Consider the following 20,626-nt stretch of genomic DNA (forward strand, 5'->3'; position numbering starts at 1 on the left):
CTTTGCGTTGTTTCGGTGTAAACTGCTGATAAGAAAAAGGACTAGGTGGTGGAATCGTTGAAGAAACAAACAAGTACTTTTAGTCGGATAACCAAGATTTTTGTTTGGGTTATGTTAATCGCCACAGTAGGCTCTGTTATTTTTGGCTCATTAGCAGCAACTGGCGTTTTAAACTTCTAAAATTAATTAAGTAATCAGTCTGGGGCGTTGGTCCCAGGCTTTTTTTGTGGGTGTGTCTCTTAAAGGGGATGCGGTGAAGTTATTCTGTTCCTTTTTTTAGGATTGGAAGGCTGATCATAAAATTGTTAATCGGTGAGCAAGTGAGCGATTAACGTCCCATTTATTTAAGGTGCAAAATGGTTACGGATAGCGGGTTAATGCGGATAAACGCTAAAAGATAAGATTTTGGTTTTTTTTGGTCAAAATGTGGTAGAAAGTGGGGGATTATGGTAGACTAAAATGAGTTGAGGTGGGTAAAGGGGTGAAGTATATGTTCATGGGTGAATTTCATCACACAATCGATACGAAGAACCGACTGATTGTACCAGCTAGGTTCCGCGAAGCATTAGGAACTGAATTCGTGTTGACCCGTGGCATGGACAATTGTATCTTCGGTTACCCGCTCAGCGAATGGGAACAGTTAGAAGACAAATTAAAACAACTGCCACTCGCTAAAAAAGATGCACGGGCTTTTGTGCGCTTTTTCTACTCAGCTGCGGTGCAATGTACCCCTGATAAACAGGGCCGCATTATGATTCCTCAAGCCTTAGCAACCCACGCTTCTTTAGCAAAAGAATGTGTGCTGATTGGGGTTTCTAATCGAATCGAAATTTGGAGCCAGGAAAAATGGGCGAGCTTTAGTGAAGAAGCTGAAGAAAATTTTGATGACATCGCTGAAAATATGTTAGATTTTGATTTTTAAAGGATGGTAACAAGATGACAGAAACATTTAAACATCAAAGTGTTTTATTAAAAGAAACGGTTGATGCCTTAAATGTTCAGCCAGATGGGATTTACGTTGATGCAACACTAGGTGGTGGCGGTCATAGTGAATACTTATTGTCACAATTAACAACCGGACATCTTTATTCATTTGATCAAGACGACCACGCACTTGAAAGTAGTCGCCAACGGTTAGCGAAGTATGCGGATGCAGGCCAAGTGACATTTATTAAGAGTAACTTTCGTTTTTTGAAAGCAGCACTCGCTGAACAAGGCATCACGAAGATTGATGGCATTTTATACGACTTAGGGGTTTCATCACCACAGTTTGATGATGCCCAACGTGGTTTTAGTTATAAAAAAGAAGCGCCACTGGACATGCGTATGGATCAAGGCGCCGAGTTAACAGCGTATACAATCGTTAACGAATGGTCTTATCAACAATTGATTAAAATTTTCTTCAGATATGGTGAAGAAAAATTCTCAAAGCAAGTGGCTCGTAAAATTGAACAACAACGAGAAATTGCACCAATTGAAACAACAATCCAATTAGCAGATTTAATTAAAGAAGCAATCCCAGCACCGGCAAGACGGACGGGGGGGCATCCAGCTAAGCGGATTTTCCAAGCAATCCGAATTGCGGTTAATGATGAATTAGGCGCCATTGAAGACTCAGTCGAACAAGCTATTCCATTGGTCAAGGTTGGCGGTCGGATTAGTATCATTACGTTCCAATCATTGGAAGACCGTTTAGTGAAAACAATGTTTAAAGAACAAGCGACATTACCTGATATTCCTAAAGGATTACCGATTATGCCGGGCACTGAAAAGACTGTTTTAAAACTGGTTAATCGTAAACCAATCCTACCAACAGAAGACGAGTTAACGGTTAACCACCGGGCACACAGTGCTAAGTTAAGAGTAGCTGAAAAACAAAAAGAAATAGACTAGAAGGAATGATTATGATGGCAACCAATGCAGCTCGCCAACTAACGACCCCAGAAAGTATTCCGAGTCAGGTTCAAGAACCTGCTCGTCAATCAGCGCAACAAACAACTCAAAAAGTAGCTTATTCAACACTTGAAAAATTAGCCGTCACCGTGATTGGGATTGCTTTTTTTGCAATGTTGGTGAGTTTGCTCTCGACTAAAATCGCAGTGGTTAATGCGCAACGAACATTAGAAAATACCACCCAAGATATGAGTCAGACACGTGCTAAAAATAATGATTTAAAACAAGAAATCGGAGAATTAACCAGCTCCGATCGTTTAGATGCCTTTGCTAAGAAAAATAATCTGAAATTAAACGAAAACAATATTCGGAATGTGGCTAAATGAGAAATTTATTTAGGACACATAGGAGTCCACGACAGAATCGACGCATATTTGGCGAAGTTTTATTGCTGATTATCGCGGCGATTTTTCTGATTTTCATGGGTCGTTTTGCGTACATCGCTGCAACCGGGCATATTGCAGGGGTTGATTTGACTAAACGATCAAACAAGAAATATGAAGGGGACTCCGTTATTCGAGCACAACGCGGCACAATCTATGATTCATCGGGCAATGTTTTAGCACAAGATACCAATGCCTATGCCGTATATGCGGTATTGAGTCATGATTACGTTACTGCGGATAAAAAACCACTATATGTGACAGATAAAAAAAAGACAGCAAAGGCGCTCAGCAAGTACCTTCCCATGAGTGAGGCTAATATTTATAAGCAATTGACGCCAAAAAATAAGGCCGTTTATCAAGTGGAATTTGGAAGTGCCGGGCAAAATTTATCCCTTAGTATTAAACGGAAAATTGAAAAACAAAATTTAACTGGGATTTATTTTAAAGAATCGCCAACGCGTTTATACCCTAATGGGACTTTTGCGTCGCATGTGGTGGGGATTGCGCAGACACCTAAAGGGTCCGAAGATAGTGGTAATCAAGATTTAGTGGGTGTCATGGGTGTTGAAAAATATTTCAATGAACAACTAACCGGTCAAGATGGCTATAAAAATCTGACGAAAGATTCGTATGGTTATTCAATTAATCAGAACAAAAATAAAGTCAAAGCTGCTAAAAACGGCCAAGATGTGTACTTAACATTAGATTCACGACTTCAGTCCTATTTAGAGAGTCTATTGAGTAAGGTTAATAAAAAATACCAACCGGCGAGCATGAACGCCGTTTTAATGAATGCTAAGACCGGCGAAATTTTAGCGGCCTCACAACGACCAACGTTTAACGCAAGTACTAAAAAAGGAATTGGTGATGTTTGGCGCGACACCTTGGTCGAAGATGGTTACGAACCGGGTTCGGTTTTGAAGATTGCGACACTGTCAGCCGCAATTGATTCCGGTCATTATAATCCAGATCAATACTATAAATCGGGTTCTGTGTTGGTCAGTGGTAAGAAAATTAGTGATTGGCAGACCGCTGGGTGGGGAATGATTCCACTTAGTCAAGCGTTTGCCCGTTCAAGTAACGTTGGGATGGTCAAACTAGAGCAGGAAATGGGTGCTCAGACTTGGAAGTCTTATATTGAAAAATTTGGGTTCCTTAAGAAAACGGGGATCGAATTACCAGGTGAGACAGCGGGTACCTTGCAATATGAACGGCCATTGGATCAAGCGACAACCTCATTTGGCCAAGGGATTAATGTCAATGTGATGCAGATGTTGCAAATGACAAGTGCCATCGCTAATAACGGGACCATGATTAAACCGCAAATTTTGGCGGGCGTTGGTCAAGAACACCAAATCACACCGATTAAGGCTGGTAAGCCAATCAAAGCTAGCACGGCTAAGAAAGTCATGCAAAATATGGAAGACGTGGTTTACAAAGATTATGGGACGGGGCAGGTTTACCAAATTCCGGGTTATAAAATTGCAGCTAAAACTGGGACCGCCCAAATTACGGATCCGAACGGTGGCTATTTAACCGGTGCTAGCAACTACATCTTCTCAGTATCGGGGATTGCTCCAGCTGATGATCCCAAATATGTTTTATATATTACAATGAAGCAACCGGGCAATATGACGGATAGTGCGGAAACGATTTTATCGCAGGTCTTTAATCCAATGATGAAACGAGCGCTAGAATATACGAAGGAAGCTGAAAAAGATAAGCAACAACAAGTTAAAGTGGCCTCTGTTTTGAGTCAATCAACTAAAGATGCGCAAAAGAGATTAGAAGCGCAAAACTTAAAGACAACATTGGTGGGTAGTGGCAATCTCGTCGTGCAACAATTACCAAAAGCCGGCAGTGTCATTTTACCGAACCAACGGGTCTTATTGATGACCAACGGTGCCATGACGATGCCCGATGTTAATGGTTGGTCAAAAAACGACTTATTGAAACTAGCACAATTAACCGGTATTGATGTTGATATCAAGGGCAGTGGATATGCTTATCATCAAAGTCTAGCGGTCAATAGTTTGTTAGACGGCGTCAAGCAAATTAAGGTACAATTAAAATAGTCAAATAAGAGTGGATTAAAGGAGTTTATATCATGTTAACGGGACAATTTTTAATACCCCTAATGAGTGGGTTTGTAATCACGGTGATCTTCATGCCGTTGTTCATCGGTTATTTACGGTTTAAAAAAGAAGGGCAAACCATTCGTGATGAAGGCCCTAAGTGGCACGCTAAAAAGAATGGGACGCCAACGATGGGTGGGTTGGTGTTCATCATTGCCGCAGTGATTTCTAGTATCTGGGTTGCTATCTGGTTGCAACAATTGACCAATAGTTTATGGATTGCGTTATTCATCTTGGTACTATATGGTTTACTTGGCTTTTCAGATGACTTTATCAAAGTTTTTAAAAAGCAAAATCTTGGTTTGCGGGCTTGGCAAAAACTAGCCGGTCAAATCTTGGGTGGCGCTGTTTTCTTAGCGGTTTATTTCCACGAAGGTTTCAGCCACGCACTTAATATGCCATTCATCGGCACAATTTCTAGCAGCTGGTTTTTTAGTTTATTTGTTATCGTATGGTTGGTTGGTTTTTCAAACGCGGTTAATTTAGCGGATGGGATTGACGGCCTGGTTGCTGGGTTAGCAATCGTGTCGTTCACAACTTATACGATTATTGCTTTTAGACAAAATCAAATCGACGTTGCGATTTTTGGCTTAACAATTATTGGGGGCTTGATTGGATTCTTAATCTTTAATCACAAGCCAGCTCAAATTTTCATGGGTGACGTTGGTTCATTAGCCCTTGGTGGGGCGTTGGCAGCCATGTCAATTCTCTTACACCGTGAATTCTCACTATTATTAATTGGCCTGGTTTATGTCATTGAAACGGCCAGTGTGATGCTTCAAGTTGCTTCATTCAAACTATTCCATAAACGAATCTTTAAAATGAGTCCCATCCACCATCACTTTGAAATGTCTGGTTGGAGCGAATGGCGTATTGATATCAGTTTTTGGGTATTTAGTATTATCTGTTCAGCAATTTATCTGTTAATTTTTTAGAAGAGGGCGAATTCGATGAGAACCATCGCAACATATCAAAATCAATCTGTTTTAGTATTAGGACTCGGTAAAAGTGGCATCAATGCTGCTAAGCTATTATTACAATTAGGCGCAAAAGTCACTGTTAATGACGGCCAAGATCAAGAAGATACACCAGCAGTCGCTGAATTACGGGCACTGGGGGCAACCGTTATTACGGGGAGTCATCCAATTGCTTTATTTGAAGAAGGATTTCAGTACCTCTTTAAAAACCCAGGGATTCGCTATGATAATCCAATGGTAGCAGAAGCGATTAAACGTGAGATTCCGGTCTTAACGGAACCTGAACTGGCTTATGAAGTTTCTGAAGCTGATTGGGTGAGCGTGACTGGCTCAAACGGTAAAACAACTACCACGACTTTAATTGCCTTAATGTTGAATTATCAACGCGCACAAGGTCATGCTTATGCTGCTGGTAACATTGGGATCCCCTTGAGTGAAGTCGCTCAAAAAGCAACGGCCCAAGATACAATGGTCACTGAATTATCAAGTTTCCAATTGATGGGCACCACAACGGTTAGACCCAAGGTGGCGGTCTTAACGAATATCTACGAGGCCCATCTTGATTATCACGGCTCACGTGAAAATTACGTGCAAGCCAAGATGCGAATTGTCCAAAATCAAACAGCTTCGGATTACTTTGTTGTGAACTGGGACTTACCAGAATTAAGAACTTTAAGCCAACAAACTAAAGCGCAAGTGGTGCCATTTTCTAGATTAGGCGCTTCGGAAGCAGGCGCTTATGTCAAAGATGGCCAATTATGTTTTAAAGGTGAAGTCATCATGCCAGTGACCGATATTAATGTGCCTGGCGATCATAATGTTGAAAATGCCTTAGCAGCACTGGCAGCCGCTAAGTTAATGGGCCAATCAAACGAAGCGATTATTGAAGTTCTAACGACCTTTACAGGCGTTAAACACCGGATGCAATTTGTTAAAGAATTTGCCGGTCGTCGTTTCTATAACGATTCAAAAGCGACCAATATGGAAGCGACAGAGGTTGCTTTGAAGAGTTTCAAACAACCTATCGTCCTCATTGCTGGGGGCCTTGATCGCGGCTTTACGTTTGACCCATTAACTGATTTGTTGAAAGCCCATGTCAAGGCGATTATCCTTTATGGTGAAACCAAGCAATTGTTGGCGCAAACGGCCAAGGAAGCCGGGATTGAAACGATTGAAATTGTTGATCAATTAACTGAAGCGGTGCCCGCAGCTTATGCAGCGAGCCAAGAGGGTGATGTGATCTTATTATCACCTGCTTGTGCCAGTTGGGATCAATTCAAAACGTTTGAAGAACGTGGCGATGTCTACATTGATGCGGTTGAACAAATTACAGAATAAATTGGAGATTTAATAATGAGAGTAATGATATCTGGCGGTGGCACAGGTGGCCACATTTACCCAGCACTAGCCTTAATTGAACGTCTAAAACAACGTGGTTTGTTAGATGCCGTATTATATGTCGGAACAGAGCGTGGTTTAGAAAGTAAAATCGTGCCTGATCAGGGTATCGCTTTTAAAACACTCGAGATTCAAGGGTTTAAACGCTCAATGAATCTTAATGGGATTAAAACTAATCTTAAAACAATCGAATTATTTATGAGCAGTATTAAGTCTGCTAAAAAAATGATTAAAGAATTCAAACCAGATGTGGTTATTGGTACCGGTGGTTATGTATCAGGTTCCCTGTTATATGCGGCTAGTCGTTTAAAAGTACCAACGATTATTCATGAACAAAATTCAGCAGCCGGCGTGACGAATAAATTCTTAGCACGATTTGTTGATAAAGTGGCGATTTCTTTTGAGTCTGTCAGCGACCAATTTCCAATGCACAAAGTCGTTTTAACAGGGAATCCACGGGCCCAACAAGTGGCCGGAATGGTCCCCAATGAACGCTTAAGCGAATTTGGTTTAAAAACAGATAGTCCGACTGTCATGATTTTTGGTGGTAGTCGTGGCGCACCAAGTATCAATAAGGCATTTATTGATGCGGTGCCACTTTTAAACGAACGCGACTATCAAGTCCTATTCGTATCTGGTCAAGTCCATTATGAAAATGTGCAAGCAGCCTTGGCTAACACTACTTTGAATAGTAATTTAGCGTTTGTGCCTTACATTAGCAACATGCCAGAAGTTTTACCTGACTTGAAGGCAATTGTCGGCCGGGCAGGAGCGACTAGCCTTGCGGAAATTACGGCATTGGGAATCCCCTCAATTTTGATTCCTAGTCCATACGTGACAAATGATCATCAAACTAAAAATGCGCAAAGTTTAGTGAAAGAAGACGCCGCTATTTTAATTCCAGAATCAGAATTAACCGGTGCTAGTCTTGTCAAAGCGCTAGATACATTATTTGAAACACCAGAAAAACAACATGCGATGGCCAAAGCCGCTAAGAAGAGCGGTATTCCGGATGCATCAGACCGGATTATTGAGGTTATTGAAACGATTATTTAATTGTAGAAAGAAGCGTGTGACTTGAAAAATAATAAAAAGCAGCTCGGGTCACATGATCCGCTACAGTTATTAAAGGTGTGGCGCGCCTACCAGATTAAGCGTTGGAAGCGGCAGCGTCGACAACGCTTAAAACCCGGGCGCCCCACAATTACCAACCAATTACCGCAGTTAAAGAAACAACGTGGTAAAAAGATTAGATGGCAACTAGTGGTCATTTTAGGGATTTTTACGCTAGGCAGTTTGACCGCCACTTATTTCATTTCAACCAAGAGTGATATTCAACAGTTATCGGTCAATGGCACTAAATCGGTGCCTGATCAACAGGTGATTAATGCAAGTGGTATTCAACTCGGCGATAATGTGTTGTGGCAATTAATGCAGCATAATAAAGCCAAAGCCAACATTCAAAAGAAATTGCCTAAAATTAGACAGGTTAACCTACAAGTGAGTCAAATGAATCATGTGGCAATTAATGTTTCAGAATATAAGACGGTGGGGTACATGTTTAAACATAAGCAATATTACCCAATTTTAGAAAATGGGACCATTTTAAAAACGAAAATGACTCAATCATTGGGAAATAGTCCAGTGTATAGCCATTTTAAAAATGACCGTTATTTGAAACTAGGCCTTAAACTCTATAATGATATTCCGGATAGTATTCAAAGTGCGGTTTCCGAGATTCGTTTAACGGCCCAAAACGATAATCCTTATCAAGTTCACTTATATATGAACGATGGTAATGAAGTGATTGGTGATTTGAGAACGTTAGCCAAAAAGATTAAATATTATCCAGTTTTAGTGAAACAAATGGACGGTAAAGGAAAAATTGACCTTGAAGTGGGTGCGTATTCAAAATTATTTAAGCAATCGAAGTCGTAATCGCTTAAATTATTAGTTAATAGGCTTCAAATAACATTCTAAGACTTTCTAAACGTAGTCTAAATGTGGTACTATTTAGCATAGGAATCATTTTATTCTAATTGAATGCAAGGAGGTTCCACATATTTAATGGAGAATTCAAATATATATGTTGGGCTTGATGTTGGAACTACTTCAATTAAAGTTATTGTTGCAGAATCAATGAATAAACAATTAAACGTGATTGGTGTTGGGTCGGCAAGATCTAATGGGTTGAGTCGCGGGACAATTGTCGATATTGATCAAGCAGTTTCCGCTATTCAACAAGCCGTTCAACAAGCAGAGCAAAAAGCAAATATTGAAATTACACAAGTTGTTGCAGGCATCCCAGCTAACTTATTACAAATTGAAGAATGCCAAGGGATGATTGCTGTTTCTGATCAATCAAAAGAAATCACCAGTCAAGATGTGCAAGATGTCGCAAGTGCTGCTTTAGTACGGAACTTGCCACCAGAACGCGAAATTTTAACCGTCCTCCCGATGCAATTTACGGTAGACGGTTTTGACGGGATTAAAGACCCTCGCGGGATGATGGGTGTCAGACTTGAGATGTCAGGAATTTTATTCACGGCACCTAAGACAATGATTCATAATTTAAAAAAATGTATTGAAAAAGCAGGTCTTGAACTATCACAATTAGTTGTTAATCCATTAGCATTAGGTAAATTAGCACTATCAGATGGTGAACAAGATTTTGGTGCGATTATTGTGGATTTAGGCGGCGGTCAAAGTACTGCAGCGGTTATTCATGATCATCAATTAAAATTTACTGCAATTGACCAAGAAGGTGGCGACCATATCACCAAAGATATTTCAGTGGTCTTAAATACATCAATTGAAAATGCAGAAAAAGCCAAACGTGATTATGGGAATGCTGATTCACTAGTTGCTTCAGAGGAAGAACAAATTCCAATCGAAGTCGTCGGTCAAACCGCGCCCATTCAAATCACGGAGAAGAAACTAGCTGAAATTATCGAAGCACGGATGATGCAAATCTTTGATCGCCTCAAGGCGGCCTTGGATAAAGTCAATGCGTTCGATATGCCGGGCGGAATTATTATGACTGGCGGTGTGACAGCTTTACCTGGAATTGTTGATTTAGCTCAGGAAGTTTTTAATTGTCCGGTTAAACTCTACATTCCAGATCAAATGGGATTACGTCATCCTTCGTTTGCGCAAGGGTTAAGTTTAATTAACTACATAGCTAACTTGACGGAAGTGGATTGGCTGGTTCAAAGTGCGCTTGGCAATGTCGAGCAATTTGAAGCACGTCAAACAGTAACGAAGTCAACTGCTAAGACTCAAGCGACACCTAAAGAAGCACCACAAAAGAAACATAAAACTGAATCAAAGCATACATTCGAAGGCCTAAAAAGTTTCTTTAGTAACTTTTTTGAATAGGGCTAGTCGTTACAGGAGGAAAAGCATATGGAATATTCATTAGATGCGGAACAAGAAAACAATGGCGCAGTTATTAAAGTAATTGGTGTCGGCGGTGCTGGTGGCAATGCCGTTAACCGAATGATCGATGAAGGTGTAAAAGGCGTTCATTTTATCGCGGCTAATACTGACGTACAAGCGCTCGAAGATTCAAAAGCAGAAACTAAAATCCAATTAGGACCTAAATTAACACGTGGTTTAGGGGCCGGTTCAACACCTGATATTGGCCAAAAAGCTGCTGAAGAAAGCGAAGAAGTTTTAGCAGAAGCCTTAAAAGGCGCTGATTTAATCTTCGTTACAGGCGGTATGGGTGGCGGTACTGGTACCGGTGCTGCTCCAGTGGTCGCTAAAGTTGCTAAAGACTTAGGCGCATTGACGGTGGGGGTTGTTACACGACCATTTACATTTGAAGGTCCTAAACGTGGTAAAAACGCTGCTTCAGGGATTGCTGAATTAAAACAACACGTTGATACATTAGTCATTATTGCTAATAACCGTTTACTTGAAATTGTTGACAAGAAGACACCAATGTTAGAAGCTTTCCATGAAGCTGATAATGTTTTACGTCAAGGGGTTCAAGGCATTTCTGATTTAATCACTTCACCTGGTTATGTTAACTTGGATTTCGCTGATGTTAAAACCGTGATGGCCAACCAAGGTTCTGCCTTGATGGGGATTGGTTCAGCGACTGGTGAAAACCGGACAGCAGAAGCAACGAAGAAGGCTATTTCATCACCATTATTGGAAGTTTCAATCGATGGCGCAGAACAAGTCCTCTTAAACATCACTGGTGGCCCAGACTTATCATTATTTGAAGCGCAAGATGCTGCCGGTATCGTTCAACAAGCGGCAACAAGTGAAGTCAACTTGATCTTTGGGACATCAATTAACGAAAACCTTGGAGACGAAGTGGTCGTAACTGTCATTGCAACTGGGATCGATAACGATGGTAAGACACCAAAACGTCCCGAAGCGACTCAAACCACTAGCCAACCCGTACAACCTAGTACACCTAAACCAACGGCTAATGATGATCCTTTCGGCAATTGGGACATGCGTCGTGAACCTAACCCACGCGAACAAGCTAAAGCTACTGAAAAATTTGATGAAGTTGAAAAGAAAGACTTCGACATCTTCAAACGGACAGCACAAGTAGACAGTGACACTGTGGATACCAAACAAGATAATAATGATGTACCCCCATTCTTTAAACGACGTCGTAAATAATTAGGAGGATGACTGATGGCTGGTAAATTTAGTTTCAGTAATTTTTTCGGCATGACAGAAGATGAAGATTATTCAACTGATCTGCAAGGAACCAATACAACTGATGAAGTCAGTCCAACATCACGTCCGGATAATATTATTTCAATGACCGCCGCAGGCAATGCTAAGATGAATAAAATCGTACTTTGCGAACCACGTATTTACTCCGATGCCAAAAAAGTCGGTAAGCATTTACTCGAAAATAAAGCTGTTATTGTCAATTTTACGAGAATTGAGGGTGCGCAAGCGTCACGCATAATTGATTTTCTGACCGGGACTGTTTTCGCAATTAATGGCGAAATTCAACGGGTCGGTGAACAAATCTTTTTATGTACGCCACCAAACTATGAAATTGACGGTAATTTATCGGATATTATCGATCAAAATGATTTTGATTCTGAGGTGAACTAAGTGCAATTTGTAATCTACTTATTAATGTTCCTAATGCAAGCCACAAGGATTTATGTGGGGATCATCTTTATTTATTGTCTATTAACCTGGATTCCAGGTGCAATGGATTCTAAATTAGGTCAGTTACTTGCGAGATTGGTTGAACCATTCTTAGGGGTTTTTGATCGGATCATACCAGCAATTGGAGGAATTGGATTTTCCGCCATTATTGCTGGCTTTGTCTTGTATTTAGTCGAACGTGGCTTAGGAACTATTATTCAATTGTTAGTCACGGGGTATTATTAAGATGGCGGATAGCGAAGCAGTTTATCAGCACTTTAGAAAAAGTGAAGCGCCATTTGTTGCACAAGTTCTCGATTGGATTGAACAAGCAACAACTGAATACCGCGCAATACTAACAGATTTTTTAGACCCTAGACAGGCTTATATCTTACAAACCTTAATTGGTGAAAAGGGTGAGCTTAAATACCATTTTAATGGTGGCTATAATGCCGCTGAACGACAACGTGCGTTGATTGCACCAACTTATTTTGAACCTGAGGAAGCCGATTTTGAAATCCAACTCTTTGAAATTCGTTATCCAATTAAATTTGCACAGCTTTCACATGGTAAAATTTTAGGGACATTAGTCAACGCTGGTATTGATCGGAACGTGTTTGGCGATATCATGACGGACGGTCAACGGTGGCAATTTTTCGTCACAACTAAGATGGCTGATTATGTAGTCAGTCAGATTACGAAAATCGGTAAAGTTACTGTTCATCTTGAAGAACAGGCTTATACCGAGTTGATTATCCCCAAGGAAGCTTGGCAATTTGAACAGCTACTAGTCAGTTCATTTCGATTAGATACAATCATCGCAGCCGTGTACAATATGTCACGGCAACGTGCCAAAGAGCTGGTTCAAGGCAATAAAGTGAAGTTAAATTGGCAAGCCTTTGACAAGCCTGATTTTGAATTAGACTTATTAGACATCATTTCTGTGCGCGGCTATGGTCGAATCCAGCTCAAATCAATTGATGGTCAAACACGTAAAGAAAAGTACCGTGTGACACTAGGTATTCTGAGAAAATAATAGAAATGTTGAAAATGACGGAGGGATTTCAGAATGGTTTTAACACCTTTAGATATTCATAACAAAGAGTTCGGTAATAAGATGCGGGGTTATAATCCTGATCAAGTTAATGACTTTTTAGATCAAGTGATTAAGGATTACGAATCAGTTTTAAATGAAAATGATGCTTTGAAAGCAGAATTAAAATCAAGTGACGAAAAAGTGACTTACTTTAACGAATTAAAAGATGCCTTGAACCAATCAATTATTGTGGCCCAAGAAGCAGCTGATAAAGTTAAAGAAAATGCTAAAAGAGAAGCAGAAATTATTCAAACTGAAACAGAAAAGAATTCTAAATCAATCTTGAATGATGCGACTGAAAAAGCCAACCATATTATTGAAGATGCAACGGAACGTGCTAAACAAATCGCTATTGAAACAGATGACTTGAAGAAACAAACACGCGTTTTCCGTCAAAGATTACAAGTGATGCTTGAATCACAATTAGAAGTTGTTAAGAGTCCTGAATGGACGGACCTATTATCTAAAGATGATTTAGCTGGTCATGAAGCATTATCTGCAGAAATTGACCTGACAGACCTTGACAGCAAGAAGCATAATCTAGTAGACTCAGAGACAGTAGTTAAACCATGGGACGATATTACAACAGATGACTTTTCTGACCAAACAACCCACACGATTGTTTTCCCTGATGATCAGTTGCCTGAAGTAACTGAAGAAGAAACACCTGAAGCACCAGCAGTTAAAGCTGATACTTTAGACGATGAAATTCATTCAGAAGAAGTTCATAATGACTATAGCTATAATCCGATTGAAGAAGACGATAGCGAACCATTAACAGACAATAACAAGAATTAACAAATTAAATAACATTTAAGCGAGCCAACGACTGGTGGAAGGTTGGTAATGCTCTATTTAGTGTGTATCACCTTGTTGTTTTTCAGATGAACCAAGTAGTTTGAAACGGTCAATGCCCGTTAACGCATCTTAAGGAGGGTCTTAGACTCTCAAAATTAGGTGGTACCACGAAGATTTCGTCCTATAGCGGGCGGAGTCTTTTTTTGTTTTAAAAAATTGAGGAGTGATTTAATGCGTATCAAAGAAACATTAAACTTGGGTAAGACAGCTTTCCCAATGCGAGCAGGTTTGCCTAATCGTGAAATCGATTGGCAAAAGGGTTGGGCCGATAACAACCTTTATCAACAACGGCAAAAATTAAATGAAGGCAAACCATCATTCGTGCTTCATGATGGCCCGCCATTTGCAAACGGCAATATCCACATGGGTCATGCCTTAAATAAAACCAGTAAAGATATCATCGTTCGTTACAAATCAATGAACGGGTTCCGGGCACCTTTTGTCCCTGGTTGGGATACACATGGTTTGCCAATCGAACAAGCCTTGGCTAAAAAGGGTATCAAGCGGAAGGAAATGAGCCTTGTTGACTACCGTAAACTTTGTTACGACTATGCCATGGAACAAGTCAACAAACAACGCGAAGACTTTAAACGCCTGGGAATTTCTGCTGATTGGGATCACCCATACATTACGTTAACAGCTGATTTCGAAGCTGAAGAAATTCGGGTCTTCGGTGAAATGGCTAAAAAAGGTTATATCTATAAAGGTAAGAAGCCAGTTTACTGGTCACCTTCATCAGAATCAACCTTAGCGGAAGCTGAAATTGAATACAAAGACATCAAGTCACCATCAATGTATGTTGCGTTTAACGTGGTTGATGGTAAAGATTTATTAGATGCTGACACAAAATTCATCATCTGGACAACAACGCCATGGACAATTCCTGCTAACTTAGGGATTGCGGTTAACCCAGCTTTCGATTATGTTCAAGTATTAGCTGACGGTCAAAAATACGTGGTTGCTGCAGAACGTTTGAACAAGATGACCGATCTTCTTGGTTGGGAATCAGTTGAAATCTTGAAGACGTTCAAGGGTGTTGACATGGAATTAATGACAGCCCGCCACCCATTATATGACCGTGAATCATTGGTAATTCTAGGGAACCACGTCACATTAGAAACTGGGACTGGTTTGGTGCATACGGCACCAGGTCACGGTGAAGATGATTATAACGCTGGGACTAAATACAAGTTACCAGTGCTGTCAGTCGTTGATAGCAAAGGGATTATGACTGAAGATGCCCCTGGTTTTGAAGGTGTTTATTACGATAAAGCCAACCCAATGGTGACAGAAGCGCTTGAAAAGAACGGCTCATTATTGAAACTTGACTTCTTCACGCATAGTTACCCACATGACTGGCGGACAAAGAAACCCGTTATCTTCCGGGCAACAGCCCAATGGTTCGCCTCAATCGATGCGTTCCGCGATCAAATCTTGGCACAAATCGAAAAAGTTGAATTCATGCCAGAATGGGGTAAGACCCGTCTTTACAACATGATCCGCGATCGTGGCGATTGGGTTATCTCTCGTCAACGGGCATGGGGTGTGCCATTACCAATCTTCTACGCTGAAGACGGGACAGAAATCATCACACCAGAAACAATCGAACGTGTGGCGCAACTCTTTGCAGAACACGGTTCAAACGTTTGGTTTGAATGGGATGCTAAAGACTTATTACCAGCTGGCTTTACCCATCCTGGTAGCCCAAATGGTGAATTTACAAAAGAAAAAGATATCATGGATGTTTGGTTTGATTCAGGTTCATCACATCAAGCTGTTTTAGCGGCTCGTGATGAATTAACTTATCCAGCAGACTTAATCTTAGAAGGTTCAGATCAATATCGTGGTTGGTTTAACTCAAGTTTAATCACAAGTGTGGCGGTTGGCGAAGTGAGCCCTTATAAAGCTGTTATCTCACAAGGCTTCGTCTTAGACGGTAATGGTCGTAAGATGAGTAAATCACTTGGTAATACGATCTTACCTGAAAAGATCATCAAACAAATGGGTGCAGATATTGTCCGTCTCTGGGTCGCCTCAGTTGATGCTAGCTCAGATGTGAAAGTGACAATGGAAAACTTCCAACAAGTCAGTGAAGCTTATCGTAAGATTCGGAACACAATGCGTTTCATGATTGCTAACACAACTGACTTCGACCCGGCTAAAGATACAGTTGATTACGCAGAATTAGGTTCAGTTGATAAGTTCATGTTGGTGCGCTTAAACGCAATCATCGCCAGCTGTAAAGCGGCGTATGATGCTTATGACTTTGCCACAGTTTATAAGACAATCAACATGTTCTTGACGAATGAATTATCAGCCTTCTACTTAGATTTCGCTAAAGACGTTGTTTATATTGATGGTCAAAATGATGCGCCTCGTCGTAACATGCAAACTGTTTTCTATGCCGTAACAGTTGCCTTGACGAAGTTATTGACACCAATCTTGCCACATACAGCTGAAGAAATCTGGAGCTACTTACACGAACCAGAAGAATTCGTTCAATTAGCTGAAATGCCAGAAGTAACCCATTTTGCTGGTGAAGAAGACTTAGTTGAAACTTGGAATGCCTTCATGGGTATCCGGGATGATGTCTTAAAAGCCCTTGAAACAGCCCGGATGGACAAGGTCATCGGTAAGTCATTAGAAGCGGCTGTCACACTTTATCCAAACGAAACCAATGCTGCTTTATTAGCTTCATTGGATGCTGATGTGAAACAATTATTGATTGTCTCACAATTAACAATTGCAGATCAAGCCTCAGAAGTGCCAGCTGAAGCCACCCAATTTGACGGCATTGCGGTTAGTGTGGCGCATGCTGAGGGTGATGTTTGTGATCGTTGTCGGATGGTTAAGACCGACGTCGGTTCAGACGACAAGTTCCCAATGCTTTGTGCGCGTTGTGCTGCGATTGTGACAGCCAACTACCCAGAAGCAGTTGCTGAAGGTTTAGAAAAATAAACATGATGCTAACATGTATTTTGGAGGCCCAATTCATTTATGGATGGGCCTTTTTTATGTTTATCGAGTGGTGAGTCAAATGGTAACTGGTAATATAATAAGTAATTTTAAGCGTATCATTAAAGTACTAATCTCTAACTGATTTACTTTTTAATCAAAAAGTAGTTATAATTATAAGAATAGAAATTAATTAATGATTGGATGAAAAGATGGTTGTTAAAGTAAATATTAAAGACGTTGCAGCTAAAGCAAATGTATCAATCGCAACTGTATCACGATTTTTAAACGGTAAGACGGAACGGATGTCAAAAGAAACGGCTTTAAGAGTGCAGAACGCAGTTCAGGAATTAGGTTACGTTCCCAATGACGCGGCGCGACAAATGATTACTAGAAAAAGTAAATTAATCGCGGTTATTGTTGCCGATATCGATGATTATTTTGCAACCGAAATGTTCAAAGGAATAAGTTCGATTTTAGATGCGAAGGGTTATACAGCAGTTTTATTTGATTCTAATTCTAATAAAGAAAGAGAATTAGAGTTGATTAAAATTGTTGGAGAAAAGTTATTTGATGCATTAATTATTCAGCCGATAACGAATAAAGAGTCAGAGATAAAAACGGCATTAAAAAGAGAAATTCCCATTGTAGCTGTTGATCGTGAATTAAGTGATGCTACGGTTTCTACAGTTAGAACTAATAATTTTGATATTAGTAAAAAAGTTACTAATTACTATATGCGACAAGGATACGAAAAAGTTGTCATTGTAACTGGAGAAATAGTGGGGATATCAACACGTGAGGAACGGTATGCGGGTATAAAATCAGTTTGTGATAATAGTATGTTAGTAGAAGTTTCGGAAAAAGATCTTAAGTTAAATGATACTTATGATACTTTAAAAAATATCCTAATCAGTTCTAATGAACGAACCGTAATATTTTCGTTAAAAGAACGATGGTTATTACACCTGATTCCACGATTAATGGCTGATGGATTTATGAATAGTTACGGAGTAGCAATTACTGGATTTTCTGATACAGATGTTATAAAGGCAATAAATCCATTGGTATCTTTAATTAACCAGAATCCCTATCTTCAAGGTGCTAGTGCGGCTGAGCTTTTATTTGATGAGCTAAGTACAGGTAAGACTGATAGACCACAAAAAATAATAATATCGGGAAAATTTAAATAATACGAATCGTTTTCTGAGCCCTAAAAATTCAGTAGTCAATCGAATTTTTAGGGCTATTTTTTATGGAGAATAATTTTCCGTTGGTAAACGTTTACCCTAATTTGCGGTTTTTTAGAATAAAAAAAGCATAAAATGCTGTAATTCTATTGAAAAATGCAAGGTAAACGTTTACACTGTTATTTGTAAGCGCTTATACATTTAATATCAGGGGGTTTCTGCATGGCTAAGAGAACATTCTTAGATTTAGATAAATTCGCATTAGGTTTTGCTTCTACGACGGTAGGGGCAGAATTTACAGATCAAGATATGGTAAAAACAGCTAAGAAATACCTAGCAGCCTATTTAACGGCTTATTATCTGGCAGAAAATTTTAATGAAATAGAAAGAAGCAACTTCGAAGGTTCAGATGAAGAGAAGTTTGAAGATATGAGCTTTGAAAAACTTATGAACAAGGTTAAGAATCTTAATAAATATTAATATTGGAGGATTAAGACATGACAGTTATTTTAAATACTTGGATATTTGAAAATGATATAAAAAAAGGTATTAAGCAAAGTGATCTTATTAATAGAGTCGCTAAGTTGAAGGTTGACGGTATCGAAGTTAGAAGAGAATATTTTACTAGTTTTACTGAAGAGCTACCAATTATCGCCAGTAAAGCGCAAGAGTCCGGTCTGATTGTTAATTATAGTGTGCCAGACCAGATTTTTCTCGAGAATGGTGATTTAAATCCGGAATTAATGACCTATTTTGATGAAGGGTTACTAATGGGAATTGATAAGATTAAGTTTAACCTTGGCAGTTTTAATAAATTTAATGGTGATTTGGCCGAGGTATTCAGCGCATTTCCATTAGAACAAATAACCATGAATATTGAGAATGATCAAACAAAATTGAGCGGTTCAGCTGATGCATTGATTAAATTTTTAAGTTGTGCTAAAGAAAATAATGTTCGAGTTGGTTTTGTTTATGATCTTGGTAATTGGGCTTTTACTAAGCAAGATCCAATTGCAAGTGCAGATTTATTAGCGCCTTATACAGACTACATTCATTTGAAGAATACATTAGCTGATAGTACAGATAATCTAAAGACATCGTCAGATTTAGAACAGGGTATGTATGATTGGCGGCGAGTACTAGATCATTTACCACAAGATGCACCGTGTGCGATTGAATATCCAATGGAAAATGATGCACTAGTTGAGTCGCAAATTTTGTTACTGAAAAAGAAACTAGGAGAATGAAGTATGGCTACTATAATACCAATTTTACTATTAATTAGTTTTGCTGGATTTATTGTCTATATACTAAAAGGTGGCAATCTAATGGTTGGTTTTTTCGTAATGGCAATTCTGTGGGCAATCATTGGGCAAATTCCGTTTGATAAGGCTGTTCAAAAGATATTTGCAGAACCTGCACTTAATTATGGTTCTACAATTATCTATATCGCATTTGGCTCTTGGTTTGGTCGAGTGCTAGTCGAGAGTGGCATTGCACCTGCTATTTCAGAAACAACTAATAAGGTTGGAAAAAAGCGGCCGTTAATTGCTGCAATCTTAATTGTATTAGTTACGGCTTTTATATTCGTTAGTGCCTATGGTGTCGGTTCGGTAATTGCAATTGGAGTTATTTTACTACCAATTATGTTATCTTTAGGAATTCCTAGAGATATTGCATTAACTGCATTTGTACTATCGATTGGTGCTCCAATGTACATCAATGTTGTTTTGTTTAACCAAATTAAAGCTTTTTTCCCAACCGCAGTCTATGGTGGAAAATATTTAGTGTTTGGTTGGATAGCGATGGCCGTTCAATTAATTGCTGTTATCATTTTTTTGACAATCAATCGGCATAAATTCAATCAACAAAACATTCAGGAAAATCTCGACATAGTGGGTGAATCTAGGATTGATTCACCAGCAATCAAGATACCTAAAATTGCATTTATCGTACCGATTATTCCGGTTGTTATGAATATGCTCTTTAAATGGGATGCAATTCCAGCACTAATCTTGGCAACATTGATTGCAATTGGGATTACCGGTAATATGAAGGGGTATAAAAAATTCATACGTTTTACAAATAGTACGATTCAACAGTCTATTTCCGATATCGCTGGCTTAATTATGTTTTTAATGGCACTGGTAATGTTTGCGGGTGCTGCGCAACTTAACGCAGTTAGATTCCAAACTATTTTTAGTATTATTTTGCCACATAACCATTTGATTTTAGCGTTAGCCTTAGGAGTATTAGCACCATTAGCGTTATTTAGAGGCCCATTACATGTTTGGGGGGCCGGTGCGGCTACCGCAGCCGTTCTTTCAGGAACTGGACTGTTTAATGACGCATTTTTATTACCTTTACTATATGTACCAACGCTACTAGCAGTATCAACCGATCTGACCCAATCATGGAATGTTTGGGGTTTGGATTATATGAAAGTTCAATCAAAAGATTTACTGAAGCATGGTGTGCCCATAATGTGGTGCGTTTCCATTATTAATGAAATTTTAGTTTATTATTTCTTTGGTTAAATTGATTT

General features: G+C 39.5%; 20 protein-coding genes. All 20 read left to right on the forward strand.

The window, feature by feature from the left end; all coding sequences use genetic code 11:
• The first annotated feature begins 57 nt into the window (after positions 1-57).
• Positions 58-180, forward strand: coding sequence for a DUF4044 domain-containing protein (locus tag C0213_04125; protein ID AUX11622.1), 123 nt, complete (start codon positions 58-60; stop codon positions 178-180).
• Between the two features lie 310 nt (positions 181-490).
• Positions 491-922 (forward strand): cell division/cell wall cluster transcriptional repressor MraZ, encoded by a 432-nt coding sequence (locus tag C0213_04130; protein ID AUX11623.1) that lies wholly within the window; start codon positions 491-493, stop codon positions 920-922.
• Between the two features lie 14 nt (positions 923-936).
• Entirely contained in the window at positions 937-1,893 is a 957-nt protein-coding gene (locus tag C0213_04135; GenBank protein AUX11624.1) for a 16S rRNA (cytosine(1402)-N(4))-methyltransferase, read from the forward strand.
• A gap of 8 nt (positions 1,894-1,901) precedes the next feature.
• Positions 1,902-2,279, forward strand: coding sequence for a cell division protein FtsL (gene ftsL / locus C0213_04140; GenBank protein AUX12809.1), 378 nt, complete (start codon positions 1,902-1,904; stop codon positions 2,277-2,279).
• Between the two features lie 62 nt (positions 2,280-2,341).
• The gene (locus C0213_04145; protein AUX11625.1) at positions 2,342-4,414 is read left to right on the forward strand and encodes a penicillin-binding protein; all 2,073 of its coding nucleotides are present in this window, start codon (positions 2,342-2,344) and stop codon (positions 4,412-4,414) included.
• Positions 4,415-4,446: 32 nt separating this feature from the next.
• Entirely contained in the window at positions 4,447-5,409 is a 963-nt protein-coding gene (locus tag C0213_04150; protein AUX11626.1) for a phospho-N-acetylmuramoyl-pentapeptide-transferase, read from the forward strand.
• A 15-nt stretch (positions 5,410-5,424) separates the two neighbouring features.
• Positions 5,425-6,789 (forward strand): UDP-N-acetylmuramoyl-L-alanine--D-glutamate ligase, encoded by a 1,365-nt coding sequence (locus C0213_04155; protein ID AUX11627.1) that lies wholly within the window; start codon positions 5,425-5,427, stop codon positions 6,787-6,789.
• 15 nt (positions 6,790-6,804) lie between these two features.
• Positions 6,805-7,905: an undecaprenyldiphospho-muramoylpentapeptide beta-N-acetylglucosaminyltransferase gene (gene murG, locus C0213_04160; protein AUX11628.1), complete on the forward strand. Its 1,101-nt coding sequence runs from the start codon at positions 6,805-6,807 to the stop codon at positions 7,903-7,905.
• A gap of 21 nt (positions 7,906-7,926) precedes the next feature.
• Positions 7,927-8,787, forward strand: coding sequence for a cell division protein FtsQ (locus C0213_04165; GenBank protein ID AUX11629.1), 861 nt, complete (start codon positions 7,927-7,929; stop codon positions 8,785-8,787).
• A 129-nt stretch (positions 8,788-8,916) separates the two neighbouring features.
• Positions 8,917-10,227: a cell division protein FtsA gene (ftsA, locus tag C0213_04170; protein ID AUX11630.1), complete on the forward strand. Its 1,311-nt coding sequence runs from the start codon at positions 8,917-8,919 to the stop codon at positions 10,225-10,227.
• A 27-nt stretch (positions 10,228-10,254) separates the two neighbouring features.
• Entirely contained in the window at positions 10,255-11,493 is a 1,239-nt protein-coding gene (locus C0213_04175; GenBank protein ID AUX11631.1) for a cell division protein FtsZ, read from the forward strand.
• Positions 11,494-11,508: 15 nt separating this feature from the next.
• Positions 11,509-11,943: a cell division protein SepF gene (locus C0213_04180; GenBank protein AUX11632.1), complete on the forward strand. Its 435-nt coding sequence runs from the start codon at positions 11,509-11,511 to the stop codon at positions 11,941-11,943.
• A gap of 33 nt (positions 11,944-11,976) precedes the next feature.
• A complete protein-coding gene (locus tag C0213_04185) occupies positions 11,977-12,228 on the forward strand; it encodes a YggT family protein (GenBank protein ID AUX12810.1) in 252 nt (83 codons plus the stop codon).
• Between the two features lies 1 nt (position 12,229).
• Positions 12,230-13,018 (forward strand): RNA-binding protein, encoded by a 789-nt coding sequence (locus C0213_04190; GenBank protein ID AUX11633.1) that lies wholly within the window; start codon positions 12,230-12,232, stop codon positions 13,016-13,018.
• A gap of 33 nt (positions 13,019-13,051) precedes the next feature.
• A complete protein-coding gene (locus C0213_04195; protein AUX11634.1) occupies positions 13,052-13,876 on the forward strand; it encodes an arabinan synthesis protein in 825 nt (274 codons plus the stop codon).
• A 231-nt stretch (positions 13,877-14,107) separates the two neighbouring features.
• Positions 14,108-16,894 carry an isoleucine--tRNA ligase gene (locus tag C0213_04200; protein AUX11635.1) on the forward strand — a complete coding sequence of 929 codons (2,787 nt, stop codon included), beginning with the start codon at positions 14,108-14,110 and terminating at the stop codon, positions 16,892-16,894.
• A 209-nt stretch (positions 16,895-17,103) separates the two neighbouring features.
• Positions 17,104-18,084: a transcriptional regulator gene (locus C0213_04205; protein ID AUX11636.1), complete on the forward strand. Its 981-nt coding sequence runs from the start codon at positions 17,104-17,106 to the stop codon at positions 18,082-18,084.
• A gap of 219 nt (positions 18,085-18,303) precedes the next feature.
• On the forward strand, positions 18,304-18,561 hold the full coding sequence (locus tag C0213_04210; protein AUX11637.1) for a hypothetical protein: 258 nt from the start codon (positions 18,304-18,306) through the stop codon (positions 18,559-18,561).
• A gap of 17 nt (positions 18,562-18,578) precedes the next feature.
• Positions 18,579-19,328, forward strand: coding sequence for a sugar phosphate isomerase (locus C0213_04215; protein ID AUX11638.1), 750 nt, complete (start codon positions 18,579-18,581; stop codon positions 19,326-19,328).
• Positions 19,329-19,331: 3 nt separating this feature from the next.
• Positions 19,332-20,618 carry a gluconate:proton symporter gene (locus C0213_04220; protein AUX11639.1) on the forward strand — a complete coding sequence of 429 codons (1,287 nt, stop codon included), beginning with the start codon at positions 19,332-19,334 and terminating at the stop codon, positions 20,616-20,618.
• The last annotated feature ends 8 nt before the right edge of the window (positions 20,619-20,626 follow it).

The sequence above is a fragment of the Latilactobacillus sakei genome, from assembly GCA_002953655.1.
GTDB lineage: Bacteria > Bacillota > Bacilli > Lactobacillales > Lactobacillaceae > Latilactobacillus > Latilactobacillus sakei_A.